Below are 17,532 nucleotides of genomic sequence, written 5' to 3' on the forward strand. Positions count from 1 at the left end.
CTTAGCGCAGGCTGATGGTGGTGTTCACGCCGTCGTTGATACTGTCGTCATCGAACCAGCGGGCGGTAACCGTCTTGGTCTGGGTGTAGAACTGCACCACCTGCTTGCCGTACGGCCCCAGATCTCCCAGCTTGGAGCCGCGCGAGCCGGTGAAGCTGAAGAACGGTACGGGCACCGGGATCGGGATGTTGATGCCCACCTGCCCGACGTCGATCTCGCTCTGGAACTTGCGTGCCGCCGCGCCGCTCTGGGTGAACAGACCGGTGCCGTTGCCGAACGGATTGGCGTTGACCAGGGCGATGGCCTCATCGAGGGTGTCGACCTCGAGCGTCACCAGAACCGGACCGAAGATTTCCTGGGTATAGACCTGCATGTCGGTGGTCACGCCCGAGAACAACGTGGGGCCGACGAAGTTGCCGTGCTCATAGCCCGGCACCTTGACGTCGCGGCCATCGAGTTCCAAGGTGGCGCCCTCTCGGATGCCGCTCTCGATCAGGCTCAGTACACGCTCCTTGGCCCGCTTGGACACCACCGGCCCCACATCGGTACCTGGCTCGCTGCCGGCGTTCACGCTGAGCTTGCTCGCCGCTTGCTTTATGTCTGGCAGCCATTCGCGGGCCTTGCCCACCAGCACCGCAACCGAGGTGGCCATGCAGCGCTGGCCTGCAGCGCCAAAGGCCGCCCCTACAAGGGCATTCACGGTTTGCGTACGGTTGGCGTCCGGCAGCACCACGGCATGGTTCTTGGCGCCCATCATCGACTGCACGCGCTTGCCATGCTGGCTGGCCAGGTTGTAGACATGGGTACCTACCTCGGTCGAGCCGACGAAGGAAATCGCCTTGATGTCCTGGTGTGTGCACAGGGCATCGACCACGGCCTTGCCCCCATGGACCACATTGAGCACACCGGCGGGCACCCCGGCCTCCACGGCCAGCTCGACCAGCAACAAGGTCGACAACGGGTCCTGCTCGGAGGGCTTGAGCACGAAGGTGTTGCCGCAGACGATGGCCATGGGGAACATCCACAGCGGGATCATCGCGGGGAAGTTGAACGGCGTGATGCCAGCGCATACCCCAATCGGCTGACGCAAGGTATAGGTATCGACACCGCCTGCCACGTTTTCGGCGAATTCGCCCATTTGCAGGGTGCCGATGGAAGCCGCGTGCTCGACCACTTCCAGGCCACGGAAGATATCGCCCTCGGCGTCGGCCAGGGTCTTGCCCTGTTCGGCGCTCAGCACCTGGGCAATGCGCTTGCTGTGTTCACGGATCAGCGCCTGGAGCTTGAGCATGATGCGCATGCGCGCGCCAATCGGCGTATGGCGCCAGGTCAGAAAGGCACGCTGGGCCGCCGCCACGGCGGCGTCCACCTCCTCGGCGGTGGCGAACGGAACACGCGCCAGCACGGCCTGGGTGGCCGGGTTGACGATATCGCGCCACTCGCTCGTTCGGGACTCCACCCATTGACCATCGATCAGCAGCTTGGCCTGCTCGACCTTGGTCTGGTCAGGGGACTGGGGTGCGTTCATCTGCGTTCTCCTTGGAATTATTGTCAGGACGAGATCGCCAGCGCCGTCGCTAACGCGGGGTGGCGTAAGAGGGCATGTTTCGAGTATAGATGTGCAAACATCCTACAAGAACGCATAAAAATTCCGGATCATCATGCAAAAAGACCTCACATCCCTGAGCGCGCTCAACTGGGACGACTTGAAGTTCTTTCTCGAAGTGGCCCGCACGCGCAAGGCCAGCAGCGCGGCCAAACGGCTGAGCGTGGACTACACCACCGTCTCGCGGCGCATCACTTCGCTGGAAGGCGCGCTTGGCACCTTGCTGTTCGAAAAATCGCGCACCAGCGGCTTCGTGCTGACGGCAGAAGGTCAACGTCTGCTCAGTTATGCCGAGGCCATCGAAAGCACGCTGCACATGGCGTGCGAGCAGGTATCCGGCTCGGGGGTGGCGCTGTCGGGGCATGTGCGCATGGGCTGCACCGAGGGCTTCGGCAGTTTCTTCATCACCCCGCAGCTGAGCCACTTCGTCGATGCCTACCCGGCGATTTCAGTGGATATCCTGCCGCTGCCGCATTTCATCAGCCTTTCCAAACGCGAGGCGGACATCGTCATCGCCCTAGAACGCCCGGAACACGGGCCCTACGTATGCTGCAAGCTGTGCGACTACCGACTGCGCCTGTACGCCACGCAGGCATACCTGGACAGCCATGCGCCGATCCAGGCCGTTGCCGACCTGGCCGGGCATCCCTTCATCAGTTATGTCGACGACCTGGCCTTCAGCTCCGAGCTGCTGTACCTGGCCAACCTGATCCCTGGGGCCACGGCTCACCTGCGCAGTACCAGTGTGATTGCCCAGTACACCGCTGCGCTTCAAGGCCGCGGGCTGGCGATTTTGCCGTGTTTCCTGGCCGCGCAGGACCCGCGGCTGGTGACGGTGCTGCCCGAGCAAGTGGAAGTGACGCGGCAATTCTGGATGTACTGCCGCGAAGACCTGCGCAAGCTCAAGCGCATCACCTTGTTGTGGGACTACATCCGCGAGGTGACCGAAGCCAATGCCCCACTGATGATGGGGCAGGACACGGTGATGCGCTTTACCAAGGCCTGCAACCAGGCCTGACGGCGCTGACGAGCGTCGCCCTCACACCTGCTCGAGCATCAACCCCGAAATACGTCGAACCTTGCGCCCCACGGCTTCCTCGAAAATGCCCTGGCGAGGTTCCACCAGGCTGAAGCAGTGCTTGGCACGGGTGATGCCGGTGTAGACCAGTTCCTTGGTCAGGACCGGGTTGAGCGCGTCGGGCAGGACCAGTGCGGTATGGCCGAATTCCGAGCCCTGGGACTTGTGCACGGTCATAGCGAACACGGTTTCCACCTCGTTCAGGCGGCTGGGGAGCACGAAGCGTACGCCACCCTTGCCATCGTTGCGGGGAAAGGCCACGCGCAGCAATGGCTTGCCCTGCTCATCCGGCAGGCACAGGGCGATACCGATGTCGCCGTTCATCAAACCCAGCCCATAGTCGTTGCGGGTGACCAACACCGGCCGGCCCTCGTACCAAGGCTGCTGGCTGTCGATCAGGCCGGCGCTGTGCAGCACCCGCGCCACCCGCTCGTTCAACCCCTCTACACCCCAGGCGCCACGGCGCACGGCGCACAACAGCTGGAAATCCTCGAAACGGTGCAGGACCTTGGCGGCCCAGCGTTCCCAGGCAGGGTCGTCGAATGGAGTGTCTAGTGCCGGACGCTGACTGCCCAAGGTACGCAAGTAGCTGCGATAGCCCTGGGGGCCTTCCGCGCCGCGGTCCAGGCCGTCGAGCAGCAGGCGATCGAAGGCGCGGTCATGCTCCTGTTTCAGGGCCAGGCTGTGGACGTCGGGCGGCGGCATGGCCAATAAGTCGCGCGCCGCATGGCTTTGCTGACGGTTGACCAATCGGGCGAGCTGACCGATGCCGCTGCCTTCGCCGAAGCGTCGGGAAAAACGCAGCATGACCACTTGCTGAGCCAGCGGATGGCGCTGTTCATCACCAGGCTCAAGACCGCTTTCAGACAGCGATTGCCCGCCGATATGCTCCAGCCATGCCTGGGTCGCTGGGGAGTAGCGGCCCTGCTCGGCATCCCGGCACAAATCACCCAGCACCGCCCCGGCCTCCACCGAGGCCAGCTGGTCCTTGTCACCGAGCAGCACCAGTCGTGCTTTTGGCGGCATGGCATCGAGCAGGTTGGCCATCATCTCCAGGTCGATCATCGAAGCTTCGTCGACCACCAGTACATCCAGAGGCAGGGGGTTGGCGGCATTGTGACGGAAGTGTCGCGAGCCTGGACGGCTACCGAGCAGGCGGTGCACGGTACTGACTTCGGTGGGGATATGGCCACGCACGTCGCTGCTGACATGCAGGCGTTCGACTTGCTGGCCAATGGATTCGGTCAGGCGAGCAGCTGCCTTGCCCGTGGGCGCCGCCAGGCGAATGCGCAACGGCCTGCCCGCTTCCACTGCCGGGGCCTGGAGCAAGGCCAGCAGGCGTACCACGGTGGTGGTCTTGCCGGTGCCAGGCCCACCCGTGATGATGCTGAACCCGGCGCGAGTGGCCAGGGCGCAGGCAAGCTTCTGCCAGTCCACCTGCCCTCCGAGGCTGCCGCCCTCGAACAGGGCATCCAGACGCTTCGTCAGGTCTGACGGTACGGCGTCGGCCTGGGTCAGGCGTTGGCGCAGGGTGCGGTCGATGCGCCGCTCATAACTCCAGTAGCGGCGCAGGTAAAGGCGTTCGCCGCTGAGGACCAAGGGCCGGGTGTGCTGCCCTGGCGTATCGGCGGCTGCCACCAGCGGGCTTGCGGCGATGCGCTGGCGCCAGGCGTCCAGGTCAAGGCCGGCCAGCAGTTGGGAGGGCAACAGCAGCGGGCCGGTCAGCGCATCCCCCTCAGGCGGTAACGAGAGCGCGAAGTCAGGTTCGGCCAAGGTCTGCTGCAAGTCCAGGCAGACGTGCCCATGCCCCAGTTGATGGCTGGCAAGGGCGGCTGCCAACAGCAACAGCGGGTCACTGCCCGGCGCAAGCGTCTCCAGAAAGGATACGAAAGCACGGTCCAGCGCCCGCAACCAGCCGCGTTCGACCCAGCGATCGAGCAGTTGCAGCAGGTCACTGCTGCGGTGTTGAGGGGCCAGGGCCAGCAGTTGCTCGGCCTGCAGGGGGGTGGGCAGCAGGTCGACGAGGCTTCGGCTCATGGGGCGTCTCCGGCAAACAGGTCATGCGCAACAGGTGCGTGCTCGCCGCGAAACAGGGCATCGAGGGTTTCGATCAGCTCGCGCGGGGGCTTGGCGTGATAAATACCATGCCCGCTGCTGTTGGCCCCTCGCAGGAAAATGAAAAGGGCCCCGCCGACATGCAGGTCATAGTCATAGTCCGCCAGGCGGGCGCGCAGCTGTCGGTGCAGGGCCAACAGGTACAGCACGTATTGCAGGTCATAACGATGCTCAAGGATGGCCCGCTGCATCGCGGCAGGGTCATACGCCTGAATGTCGGGGCCCAACCAATTGGATTTGTAATCGGTCACGTAGTAGCGCCCCTCCAGCTCGAACGCCAGGTCGATGAAACCCTTGAACATGCCGTTGAGCAGCGTCGGCTGCGCGGCTGGGCGCAGTAGTCCTGGATGGGTGTAGTGGGCCACCAGGCGGTCGAGCTGCTGGGCATCGACCTGGTGACTGGCAAACCAGAACTCCATTTCGACCTGGTAGCGGGTGAGCTGGCTGAGGGTCACGGTCAGGCCGTTTTGTGCCACGGGCATCGGTGTGTCGAGCAGGCCTGTGAGCCACTGGGTCAGCGTCGGTATCCAGCCCTCCCAGCCGCGCCGGTTACAGCGCTGGCCCACGGTGCGGGCCAGCGCTTGCGGGTTATCGTGTACCTGGGCAAAGCCTTCACGCCCGGCCCACTCCAGCAACCCGTGAAGGAACGTGCCGGGGTTTGGGCCGCGCGGGAAGCGGTGGATGTCTCCGCTGTCCGCGGGGACCTCGCGCAGTACCTGGGTATCGACGGGCTCATCGTCGAGCAGTTGTTGCGCCAGCGAGCTGTCGACGCCCAGTGCCTGCTCACCGATCCGCAGCGCGCTGTAGGAGGCGATCCACCACTGTTCGGCCGCCGCGCGCCGGGGCATACGGGCTGGGACCAGTTGGTGCTGCAACTGCGGGGTGTGGTAGAGCGCTCGGTCCTCTTCCGGAAGCCCAGGGCAGGTTATGTGCGCGCTGGTATCGGCCAGTGCTTGCAACCAGCCTGTCAGTTGCTTGGAATCGGCAAGTTCGGCGCCGCCGCCTAGCAGGTAGCCGAGCGCCGAGCGATGCAGGCTCGAGCGCTTGTGATTACCGCGCTTGAGGTCGGCCACCCCCAGCCAGCAGGCATACTGGGCACGGGTGAGCGCCACATACAAAAGGCGCAAGTCTTCGGCCAGGCGTTCGTCATCGGCGCGCTCGACCTGCGTGGCGTCCGGCGTCAGGGTCAGGTGCGCATTGCCCTGGCTGTCGTGCCAGGCGAGCGGCAGGCGGCTGCCGTCCACCGGTTTGCTGGAGCAGATGAACGGAAGATAGACCAATGGGTACTCCAGGCCCTTGGACTTGTGGATGGTGACCACCTTGACCAGTTGCTCGTCGCTCTCCAGGCGCAGGATCTGCTCCTCGCCGGCCTGGCCTGAACTGGCCAGATGATCGGCCAGGTGGCGGATCAGCGCCTGCTCACCGTCCAACTCGCCTGCGGCCTGCTGGAGCAACTCGGCCAGGTGCAACAGGTTGGTGAGCACGCGCTCGCCGTCCGTGCGACGAATGAGCGTTCGCGGCAGCTCGAAGTCATGCAGCAACTGACGCAGCATGGGCAGCACGCCCTGGCGCTGCCAGGTGTCGCGGTAGGCGCGAAACCGCATCACCCAGCTTTCCCACACCCGTTCGTCCTGGTTCAGGCGATCAAGCGCCGGCAGCGACAGGTCAAGCGTCAAGCTGGCCAACGCCGCCTTGAGCAGGCGCTCGGAGTCCGGCTCTGCGCAGGCTTTGAGCCAGGCCAGCAGGTCATGAGCCTCCTGGGCGGCGAACACCGAGTCCTTGTCGGAGAGGTAGACGCTGCGCACGCCTCGGGCAGCGAGCTCTGCGCGGATACGTTGCGCCTCGTGGCCATCGCGCACCAGGATGGCGATGTCCGATGGCAGGCACGGGCGCAAATGGCCATTGGCGTGCGCAAAGCCTGCCGTGCCGTGTTGACTGGCGTTGAGCAGGCCCACGATGTGACTCGCGCAACTGGTGGCCATCTGCTGCCGGTAAACGCCCATCGAAACCGGCTCGTCGCTGGGGAGTTGCCAGCACTGGAGTGCGGCGCAGGGCTGACCCTGGAGCATCAGTTGCTCGCTGCGGCCCTGGGCGCGCACTGCAACGAAGGGCAGAGGGTTGTCGTCCGCCTCCCGAAAGAGGAAGGCGCCACGCCCGCTGGGACGCGCCTCGGCCTGCTGGAATACCTGGTTGACCGCCGCGACCATGCCTTCGCTGGAGCGGTAGTTGGTGTCCAGGCTGTGCAAGCGGCCTTGGGTCGCGCGACGGGCCGCGAGGTAGGTGTAGATATCGGCGCCCCGGAAGGCGTAGATCGCCTGCTTGGGGTCGCCGATCATGAACAGGCCGGTGTCGCCGTGGTTCTCGCTGATGCGGTAGATGCGTTCGAAAATACCGTACTGGATCGGGTCGGTGTCCTGGAATTCATCGATCATCGCCACCGGGAACTGCTCACGGATCAATCCGGCCAGTCGCTCGCCTGCCTCGCTGTACAGTGCCTGCTGCAACCGCAGGAGCATGTCGTCGAACCCCATCTCCGCGCGGCGCCGCTTCTCCACTTCGAACTGCGCCGAAACCCAGCTGGCGGCATGTTCGAGTAGCGCTGCGTCCGGGCTGGCCAGGGCCTGCAGGTCTTGTTGCAATGTTTGCATGGCATCGAGTGCAGGGTGCGCTGGCGGCTCGCCGACTTTCCAGGCCTCGGCGAGGCCCGCAGGGGTCAGGCGGGTGAAGCCTGTACCCAGGTCAAGTTCCACGCACTGTTCGTCGTTGCACCACTGGGATAATTTGTCGAACCAGGGTTCGAAGTAGCGGGCCTGCATCTTCCTGCCGTCTACCTGTTTGGCGGCCACGGCGTCATGACAGAGCTGTCGCAGCTCCTGGACCCAGACCGCCCAGGGCCCCTTGAGCCGGGCCAGTTGCTCGTCGCGGGCCTGCAACGCCTCAAGGATCAGTGCCTCGGGCTCGGGCCCTTGGTGGGCGGCACGCACCCTGCCAAACAGCGGGCGAATGCGGGGCAAGAGCGCGGCAGGGCTGACCCAGTGGCTACGCACCCACGTCAGGGCCTGGCTTTGCATGCCGTAGCAGAAACGTCGCCAGTAATCGCGCACCACCTGCCCCAGCAGTTCACTGTGGTCGGTTTCGAGGGTCTGGGTAAACAGGCTGCCGCTGTCGAATGCGTGCTCACGCAACATGCGCTGGCACCAGCCGTGAATGGTCGATACGGCTGCTTCGTCCATCCACTGCACAGCGGTTTCCAGCCGGGCGGCACTGCTGGCCCACGCGTGCTGTGGATAATCGTCACGCAATTGCGCCAGCAGCGGGTCGACGGCTTCGAGTTCACCGCGGAAAAACCGCGCCGCCTCAGCCAGCCGAGTCCGGATACGCTCGCGCAACTCCTTGGTGGCAGCGTCTGTGAACGTCACTACCAGAATCTGCGGCGGCAGCAGCTCTCGTTCGAAACCCTGCTCGCCACCGTGGCCGAGGATAAGGCGCAGGTACAACGCTGAAATGGTGAACGTCTTGCCCGTTCCCGCGCTGGCCTCGATCAGCTGGCTGCCGTGCAAGGGAAAATTTAGGGCCAGTGGCCGAGCCTGGGTCATGCGCTTTTCTCCGGGTTGCCCAGGGTTTGCCAGGGGGCGTCGAACAGGGGGCGGTACAAGGCCTCACACCACCCCTCGAAGGTTTCGTCGGCCGTGAGCGCGGCGAAATCGCGGAACTGTCGGGCCAGGGCAACGCTTTCACCGCGCTCGCCGGCACTGGTGCGTTCGTCGCCTTCGTAAGCACGGGCGGCCGCAGCCATGGCTTTGTCCGGATCGTCCTGGGCGAGCCAGGCGAATGCCGTCTTGGGCGCCACCGGGAGCGGTGCACACATGCCCGCCTGTCGTGCCACCAGCAGTTCTCCCAACAGGTCCGCTGCCGCTTGCTGGTCAACAGGCGCCAGTAGCAGGGTCACGTCACTGGCCACCAGCGCACTGTGATAGGCGTAACCTGCCGCGCAGGCGGCAAGGTGTGTCACCCACGGCGCGATGAGGCGATGCCATTTTAGGCTGTTGCGCCCTGCACTGATGGTGTTGGGGACCGTGTTGATCCTCAGCACGCTCTGGTCATCGCCTTGGAACACGCGACCCAGCCAGCCCTCCAGCCGATGGGGGCCGTGCTCGAAATGCACAGGCAGTGCACCCTCAACCTGCCGCGGCCAGCGCTCGAGCAACTGCCCATGGCGTTGCAGCAAGTCGGGCAGCGGCTCGATCAGGTCATGCTGCAAGAGTTCGCCAAAACCGGCCAAGGGCAGCAAGCCCTGGGCCTGCAGGCGACGTGCCTGCTGATGCAGGGCGCGCGGAACATCCTCGGGTGTGCTCAAGGCTGCGCTGAGTAACGCCTCACTTGCACCATAACGCTGCAAGGCGTCGAGTACGAAAGGCTCTTCGTCCGGCGTGGGCGCTTCGAGCGCTTCGAAATAGACCTTGAGCCGCTGACTGAAGAAATGCCGCACCGGATGCCTGAGAAAATCGGCCAGCTGATTCAATGTCAGCGGCTCATCATCCTGATAGGGCGGCAGCTCGGCCAGGTCGTGAGGGACATTGCTGTGGGCCTGGTGCAGCACTTGCCACTCGTGTGCGTAGCTGAACAGCGCGCTGCCCTGTTCGAAATAGCGCAGGCTGAAGGGCTGCAAGGGGTGTTCCTGGGTCAAGGCATGAAGCAGTTGCTGGCCCGGATCGTGTTTGACATCGGCTTGCGCATCGGCCAGTTGCCACCCCGCAGCGATGTGATCGCGAAGCTGGCCGATCAGTACCGAGGCAGGCCGCTCGCTGTTGTCGCGGATACTGCGCCCCACCCAACTTACGTAGAGCTGGTCCTGGGCCGACAGTACGGCTTCGAGCAATAGGTAACGATCATCTTCCCGACGCGAACGATCACCTGGGCGGTAGTCGGTGGCCATCAGGTCGAAATCCAGCGGTGGCTGCGCGCGTGGATAATCACCGTCGTTCATGCCCAGCAGGCAGACCACGCGAAACGGGATGGCGCGCATGGGCATGAGCGTACAGAAGTTCACCGAGCCGGCCAGGAAGCGCTGGGACAATTTGCCTTGGTCCAGGCCCGACAGCCAGGCTTCGCGCACCACCGTTAGCGGCAGTGGGTCTTGCAGGTCCACGGTTTCGCAGACATCCAGCCAAGATTCGCGCAGGTCCTGCAACTGGATCAGCAGAAACTCATCCTGCTCATCCTCGGCCAGGAAGAAGACGTGCAGCAGGGCATTGAGGCGTTCGCTCCATTCGCCGGCGTTGGCCGGGCAAGACAAGGTTTGGCACGCCACTTCAAGCGCATCGAGCAACGCGACAAGCGGCCCAATCAGTGCAGCGTCCAGCCCGCCTATCTCGTCGTAAGGCTCGATGCCATCGCAGGCATCACCCACACCCACGGCATAACCCAGCAGCATCCGCCGCAAACCAAAGCGCCAGGAGTTCTGCTCGAGCCCGTCCGGCAAGCCCAGGCTGGCCCGTTGCTCGGCATTGAGCCCCCAGCGAATGCCGGCACCTTCGATCCAGCGGTGCAGGGTTGGCAAGTCACCTTCGCGAATGCCGAACCGAGCCCGCACTGCCGGTACGTCCAGCAGGTCCAGCACTTCGCTGACGGCAAAACGACTTTCGGGGAGTTTGAGCAGGTGCTCCAAGGCGATCAGCAGCGGCTCGCGGCCACGTTGGCCCTGGTCGGTCAAGGTGTACGGGATGTAGCGAGGGTCTTTGCGCTGCAATTGGCCGAAGACGGCCCGTATGTGCGGTGCGTAGCTATCGACGTCGGGCAACATGACGATGACGTCACGTGGGCGCAGCGTGGGATCTGCGCTGAAGCGGGCCAACAACTGGTCGTGGAGAATCTCGACTTCCCGTTGCGGGCTGTGCGCAACGTGGAAGCGCACCGAACGGTCGCGGCGTGCATTGACCGGCGGCCATTGCTCACGGGATTCGGCCAGCGGACGCAATTGAAGGATATCGTCCTGTAGCTGGTTGAGCAGCGTGATGGGTGAACCTTCGGTAAACAGGTCGATTCGTCCATCGCTGAAGACACCCTGGTAACTGCCTGGGTCGTCGTAGCTGTCGAGCAGGTTGATGTAGTCGCGGCCTTGCTTGCCCCAGGCTGCCAGCAGGGGATGCGCATGTTGGTGCAGCGACTGGTCATCCAGTTCCAATGGCATGCCGGGCCGGCGTTGCTGACGCTTGTACTGGTGCCGCAGCAAGTCCTTGTCGGCCACAATGTCGGCCCAGTGATGGCGGCAAGGGTTGTGCACGCATAACAGGACCTGGCTGAAACGGGCGAGACCGGCCAGCGCTTCGAGCGTCTGGGCAGGCAGCGAGGAGATACCGAACACGATCACCCGTGCGGGCAGGTTTGCCGGAGCCTGCTCCAGGTCGTCGATGCAGGCCATGAACCGCTGGTGTACGCCGGCACGGCTCTGGGCCATGCCTTCCTCGCCTACATCCTCCAGCAGGGCACGCCACAGTTCTGCCTGCCAGCAGTTGTCGACAGGCAATGGCTTGCGTTCGCCGCGGGCAGTGTTGAGCACATGCCGCCCTGCGGCCCACTCTTTCAACCAGTCGGCGCGGTACACCTGATATTGGTCGAACAGATCGGCCAGGCGCTCGGCGAGCTGGTAGCGTTTGCGTAGATCGCTGTCGTCAGTCAAAAAACGCCGCAAGGGCTCGAAGTGCGGCCGCTCGACCAGTTCGGGTAACAGGCGCATCAGGCGCCAGGTGAGCGGCGCCTTGTCGAGCAGCGACACTTCCGGTATCTGATCGCGGCCCAGCACGGTGCGGTACAACTGCCACATGAAGCTACCCGGCAGCTGCATCTCGATGGCAGCGGCAATGCCACAACCGCCCTGGTCATCTTCTAGAGGATCCTCGGCCAAGGCGAGCTTGAGCCATTGGGCGATACCATTGCTCTGGACCAGCGCGATTTCATTCTCCAAAGGCGCCAGAGGGTAACGGCGCATCCAGCTCACCACCAGGCTGCGCAGGTCGTCTGGGCGATTGCCTTGGACGATCATGAAGCCAGGCTGGAGGTGGGTACTGGACATCGGCAGGTCTCTTTCGGGCGCGTTTACTTGGGGAGGAACGATATCACGGAGCGGGTCGAGGGCGGGGTTGTAGAGATGTTTCGAGGCGTTGGTGTGGGGTAGGCAGTCGCGCGCCTGCCCCGGCTCGCCCACGGCGGTTGCTCGTTTGACGGTACAAACACGAGTACGTCATTTTTTCCAGCCTAAAGACAAAACCCCTACCTGCCTGCGCAGATAGGGGTTTTGCGAAATGAATCTTGACGATGACCTACTCTCACATGGGGAAACCCCACACTACCATCGGCGATGCATCGTTTCACTACTGAGTTCGGGATGGGATCAGGTGGTTCCAATGCTCTATGGTCGTCAAGAAATTCTGTAGCCAGAATGTCCTGTTGGACAGCCCAGCAAATTCGGATATGTGATGTTTGTGATGCGTTGCGAACTTTCGGTCCATGTCATCTTCACCACCGCAATCTGCAGAAGCAAATTGCTTGGGTGTTATATGGTCAAGCCTCACGGGCAATTAGTATTGGTTAGCTCAACGCCTCACAGCGCTTACACACCCAACCTATCAACGTCGTAGTCTTCGACGGCCCTTTAGGGGATTCAAGATCCCAGTGAGATCTCATCTTGAGGCAAGTTTCCCGCTTAGATGCTTTCAGCGGTTATCTCTTCCGAACATAGCTACCCGGCAATGCCACTGGCGTGACAACCGGAACACCAGAGGTTCGTCCACTCCGGTCCTCTCGTACTAGGAGCAGCCCCTCTCAAATCTCAAACGTCCACGGCAGATAGGGACCGAACTGTCTCACGACGTTCTAAACCCAGCTCGCGTACCACTTTAAATGGCGAACAGCCATACCCTTGGGACCGGCTTCAGCCCCAGGATGTGATGAGCCGACATCGAGGTGCCAAACACCGCCGTCGATATGAACTCTTGGGCGGTATCAGCCTGTTATCCCCGGAGTACCTTTTATCCGTTGAGCGATGGCCCTTCCATACAGAACCACCGGATCACTAAGACCTACTTTCGTACCTGCTCGACGTGTGTGTCTCGCAGTCAAGCGCGCTTTTGCCTTTATACTCTACGACCGATTTCCGACCGGTCTGAGCGCACCTTCGTACTCCTCCGTTACTCTTTGGGAGGAGACCGCCCCAGTCAAACTACCCACCATACACTGTCCTCGATCCGGATAACGGACCTGAGTTAGAACCTCAAAGTTGCCAGGGTGGTATTTCAAGGATGGCTCCATGAGAACTGGCGTCCCCACTTCAAAGCCTCCCACCTATCCTACACAAGCAAATTCAAAGTCCAGTGCAAAGCTATAGTAAAGGTTCACGGGGTCTTTCCGTCTAGCCGCGGATACACTGCATCTTCACAGCGATTTCAATTTCACTGAGTCTCGGGTGGAGACAGCGCCGCCATCGTTACGCCATTCGTGCAGGTCGGAACTTACCCGACAAGGAATTTCGCTACCTTAGGACCGTTATAGTTACGGCCGCCGTTTACCGGGGCTTCGATCAAGAGCTTCGCTTGCGCTAACCCCATCAATTAACCTTCCGGCACCGGGCAGGCGTCACACCCTATACGTCCACTTTCGTGTTTGCAGAGTGCTGTGTTTTTAATAAACAGTCGCAGCGGCCTGGTATCTTCGACCAGCAAAAGCTTACGGGGCAAGCCCTTCACCTTCGCCGGCGCACCTTCTCCCGAAGTTACGGTGCCATTTTGCCTAGTTCCTTCACCCGAGTTCTCTCAAGCGCCTTGGTATTCTCTACCTAACCACCTGTGTCGGTTTGGGGTACGGTTCCCAGTTATCTGAAGCTTAGGAGCTTTTCTTGGAAGCATGGTATCAACCACTTCATCGCCTAAAGGCAACTCGTCATCAGCTCTCGGCCTTGAAATCCCGGATTTGCCTAAGATTTCAGCCTACCACCTTAAACCTGGACAACCAACGCCAGGCTGGCCTAACCTTCTCCGTCCCTCCATCGCAATAACTGGAAGTACAGGAATATTAACCTGTTTTCCATCGACTACGCTTTTCAGCCTCGCCTTAGGGACCGACTAACCCTGCGTCGATTAACGTTGCGCAGGAAACCTTGGTCTTTCGGCGTGCGAGTTTTTCACTCGCATTGTCGTTACTCATGTCAGCATTCGCACTTCTGATACCTCCAGCAAGCTTCTCAACTCACCTTCACAGGCTTACAGAACGCTCCTCTACCGCATCATCATAAGATGATACCCGTAGCTTCGGTGCATGGTTTGAGCCCCGTTACATCTTCCGCGCAGGCCGACTCGACTAGTGAGCTATTACGCTTTCTTTAAAGGGTGGCTGCTTCTAAGCCAACCTCCTAGCTGTCTAAGCCTTCCCACATCGTTTCCCACTTAACCATGACTTTGGGACCTTAGCTGACGGTCTGGGTTGTTTCCCTTTTCACGACGGACGTTAGCACCCGCCGTGTGTCTCCCATGCTCGGCACTTGTAGGTATTCGGAGTTTGCATCGGTTTGGTAAGTCGGGATGACCCCCTAGCCGAAACAGTGCTCTACCCCCTACAGTGATACATGAGGCGCTACCTAAATAGCTTTCGAGGAGAACCAGCTATCTCCGAGCTTGATTAGCCTTTCACTCCGATCCACAGGTCATCCGCTAACTTTTCAACGGTAGTCGGTTCGGTCCTCCAGTCAGTGTTACCTAACCTTCAACCTGCCCATGGATAGATCGCCCGGTTTCGGGTCTATACCCAGCGACTAAACGCCCTATTAAGACTCGCTTTCGCTACGCCTCCCCTATTCGGTTAAGCTCGCCACTGAATATAAGTCGCTGACCCATTATACAAAAGGTACGCAGTCACCTAACAAGTAGGCTCCCACTGCTTGTACGCATACGGTTTCAGGTTCTATTTCACTCCCCTCTCCGGGGTTCTTTTCGCCTTTCCCTCACGGTACTGGTTCACTATCGGTCAGTCAGTAGTATTTAGCCTTGGAGGATGGTCCCCCCATATTCAGACAAAGTTTCTCGTGCTCCGTCCTACTCGATTTCATTGATAAGAGATTTTCGTGTACGGGGCTATCACCCACTATGGCCGCACTTTCCAGAGCGTTCCACTAATCTCAAACCAACTTAAGGGCTGGTCCCCGTTCGCTCGCCACTACTAAGGGAATCTCGGTTGATTTCTTTTCCTCAGGGTACTTAGATGTTTCAGTTCCCCTGGTTCGCCTCTTGCACCTATGTATTCAGTACAAGATAACCAGCTTGTGCTGGCTGGGTTCCCCCATTCAGAGATCTCTGGATCACAGTCTGTTTGCCGACTCCCCAAAGCTTTTCGCAGGCTACCACGTCTTTCATCGCCTCTGACTGCCAAGGCATCCACCGTATGCGCTTCTTCACTTGACCATATAACCCCAAGCAATCTGGTTATACTGTGAAGACGACATTCGCCGAAAATTCGCACGTCGCTCTTACGAGCAGAACTCACAAATTTTACCTTAGCCTGAATTCCAGCAGTGAAACTGGTCTTCAGTCTATTTCTATCACATATCCGAATTTTTAAAGAACGATCTGACAAAAGTCAGAAATCAACATTCACACCGGAATGTTCATTTCTGATTTCTCATCAGCAAATGAATCAAGCAATTCGTGTGGGAGCTCATCAGCAGGCTGATGTCGTCGATTAAGGAGGTGATCCAGCCGCAGGTTCCCCTACGGCTACCTTGTTACGACTTCACCCCAGTCATGAATCACACCGTGGTAACCGTCCTCCCGAAGGTTAGACTAGCTACTTCTGGTGCAACCCACTCCCATGGTGTGACGGGCGGTGTGTACAAGGCCCGGGAACGTATTCACCGCGACATTCTGATTCGCGATTACTAGCGATTCCGACTTCACGCAGTCGAGTTGCAGACTGCGATCCGGACTACGATCGGTTTTGTGAGATTAGCTCCACCTCGCGGCTTGGCAACCCTCTGTACCGACCATTGTAGCACGTGTGTAGCCCAGGCCGTAAGGGCCATGATGACTTGACGTCATCCCCACCTTCCTCCGGTTTGTCACCGGCAGTCTCCTTAGAGTGCCCACCATAACGTGCTGGTAACTAAGGACAAGGGTTGCGCTCGTTACGGGACTTAACCCAACATCTCACGACACGAGCTGACGACAGCCATGCAGCACCTGTGTCAGAGTTCCCGAAGGCACCAATCCATCTCTGGAAAGTTCTCTGCATGTCAAGGCCTGGTAAGGTTCTTCGCGTTGCTTCGAATTAAACCACATGCTCCACCGCTTGTGCGGGCCCCCGTCAATTCATTTGAGTTTTAACCTTGCGGCCGTACTCCCCAGGCGGTCAACTTAATGCGTTAGCTGCGCCACTAAAATCTCAAGGATTCCAACGGCTAGTTGACATCGTTTACGGCGTGGACTACCAGGGTATCTAATCCTGTTTGCTCCCCACGCTTTCGCACCTCAGTGTCAGTATCAGTCCAGGTGGTCGCCTTCGCCACTGGTGTTCCTTCCTATATCTACGCATTTCACCGCTACACAGGAAATTCCACCACCCTCTACCGTACTCTAGCTTGCCAGTTTTGGATGCAGTTCCCAGGTTGAGCCCGGGGCTTTCACATCCAACTTAACAAACCACCTACGCGCGCTTTACGCCCAGTAATTCCGATTAACGCTTGCACCCTCTGTATTACCGCGGCTGCTGGCACAGAGTTAGCCGGTGCTTATTCTGTCGGTAACGTCAAAATTGCAGAGTATTAATCTACAACCCTTCCTCCCAACTTAAAGTGCTTTACAATCCGAAGACCTTCTTCACACACGCGGCATGGCTGGATCAGGCTTTCGCCCATTGTCCAATATTCCCCACTGCTGCCTCCCGTAGGAGTCTGGACCGTGTCTCAGTTCCAGTGTGACTGATCATCCTCTCAGACCAGTTACGGATCGTCGCCTTGGTGAGCCATTACCTCACCAACAAGCTAATCCGACCTAGGCTCATCTGATAGCGCAAGGCCCGAAGGTCCCCTGCTTTCTCCCGTAGGACGTATGCGGTATTAGCGTTCCTTTCGAAACGTTGTCCCCCACTACCAGGCAGATTCCTAGGCATTACTCACCCGTCCGCCGCTGAATCAAGGAGCAAGCTCCCGTCATCCGCTCGACTTGCATGTGTTAGGCCTGCCGCCAGCGTTCAATCTGAGCCATGATCAAACTCTTCAGTTCAATACTGCTTGGGTTTTTAAGAAACCCTAAACTTGGCTCAGCAATCTCAAATGACTATGTGATTTCTCGCATGGTCACTTGTGATGCTGATAATCTTTCTGACTATCAGTCCGTACTCACAAGCACCCACACGAATTGCTTGATTCGATTTGTTAAAGAGCGTTTGGCTGAGAGAGTTTCGTCTCAACCGATGCGCGCATTCTACGCTTTCCTCATTGCCTGTCAAGCGTTTATTTTGAAGTTTGTTTCGAGAAACTCGTTCAACTTCAACCACTTGACTCGCTTCGATCTCTCGTAGCGGGAGGCGAATTCTACAGCGTTTCAACACGCTGTCAACCTTCTTCTCAACCGCCGTCGATCTATTCGATCGTAGCCCTTTCAGCACCACCCGAACTAGCTAACTCATTGAATCTCAAGGAGTTTCGCGTTCCGATGTCGCTGGAAGTGGGGCGCATTATAAGCGGATTAGG

The 17,532-nt window shown here is 60.1% G+C and carries 5 protein-coding genes and 3 rRNA genes; 1 reads left to right on the plus strand and 7 read right to left on the minus strand.

Features of this window, described 5'->3' with window-relative positions; translation table 11 throughout:
- Nucleotide 1 precedes the first annotated feature (1 nt).
- Nucleotides 2-1,528, minus strand: coding sequence for a CoA-acylating methylmalonate-semialdehyde dehydrogenase (locus tag FH041_RS13815; RefSeq protein ID WP_027914371.1), 1,527 nt, complete (start codon nt 1,526-1,528; stop codon nt 2-4).
- Between the two features lie 133 nt (nt 1,529-1,661).
- Between FH041_RS13815 and FH041_RS13820 the strand changes: the two genes are divergently transcribed.
- Complete coding sequence (locus FH041_RS13820) at nt 1,662-2,624, plus strand: LysR family transcriptional regulator (protein WP_027914370.1); 963 nt, start codon at nt 1,662-1,664, stop codon at nt 2,622-2,624.
- Nucleotides 2,625-2,645: 21 nt separating this feature from the next.
- On the opposite strand, the gene recD is transcribed toward FH041_RS13820, so the two are convergent.
- The 6 genes from recD to FH041_RS13850 all read right to left on the minus strand — a co-directional run bounded on the left by recD (nt 2,646) and on the right by FH041_RS13850 (nt 17,062).
- Nucleotides 2,646-4,721 (minus strand): exodeoxyribonuclease V subunit alpha, encoded by a 2,076-nt coding sequence (gene recD / locus FH041_RS13825; RefSeq protein WP_140174708.1) that lies wholly within the window; start codon nt 4,719-4,721, stop codon nt 2,646-2,648.
- A complete protein-coding gene (gene recB / locus FH041_RS13830; protein WP_088522880.1) occupies nt 4,718-8,395 on the minus strand; it encodes an exodeoxyribonuclease V subunit beta in 3,678 nt (1,225 codons plus the stop codon). Before recB ends, recD begins: the two co-directional genes overlap by 4 nt.
- Nucleotides 8,392-11,871 carry an exodeoxyribonuclease V subunit gamma gene (gene recC / locus FH041_RS13835; RefSeq protein ID WP_033737041.1) on the minus strand — a complete coding sequence of 1,160 codons (3,480 nt, stop codon included), beginning with the start codon at nt 11,869-11,871 and terminating at the stop codon, nt 8,392-8,394. Before recC ends, recB begins: the two co-directional genes overlap by 4 nt.
- Before the next feature lie 234 nt (nt 11,872-12,105).
- Nucleotides 12,106-12,221, minus strand: a 5S ribosomal RNA gene (gene rrf, locus FH041_RS13840).
- A 134-nt stretch (nt 12,222-12,355) separates the two neighbouring features.
- Nucleotides 12,356-15,247, minus strand: a 23S ribosomal RNA gene (locus FH041_RS13845).
- A gap of 278 nt (nt 15,248-15,525) precedes the next feature.
- Nucleotides 15,526-17,062, minus strand: a 16S ribosomal RNA gene (locus FH041_RS13850).
- Together the 16S, 23S and 5S rRNA genes form the textbook arrangement of a ribosomal RNA operon.
- Nucleotides 17,063-17,532 lie beyond the last annotated feature (470 nt).

Source organism: Pseudomonas sp. SWI7 (genome assembly GCF_006351945.1).
In the GTDB taxonomy this organism is placed as follows: Bacteria; Pseudomonadota; Gammaproteobacteria; order Pseudomonadales; family Pseudomonadaceae; genus Aquipseudomonas; species Aquipseudomonas fulva.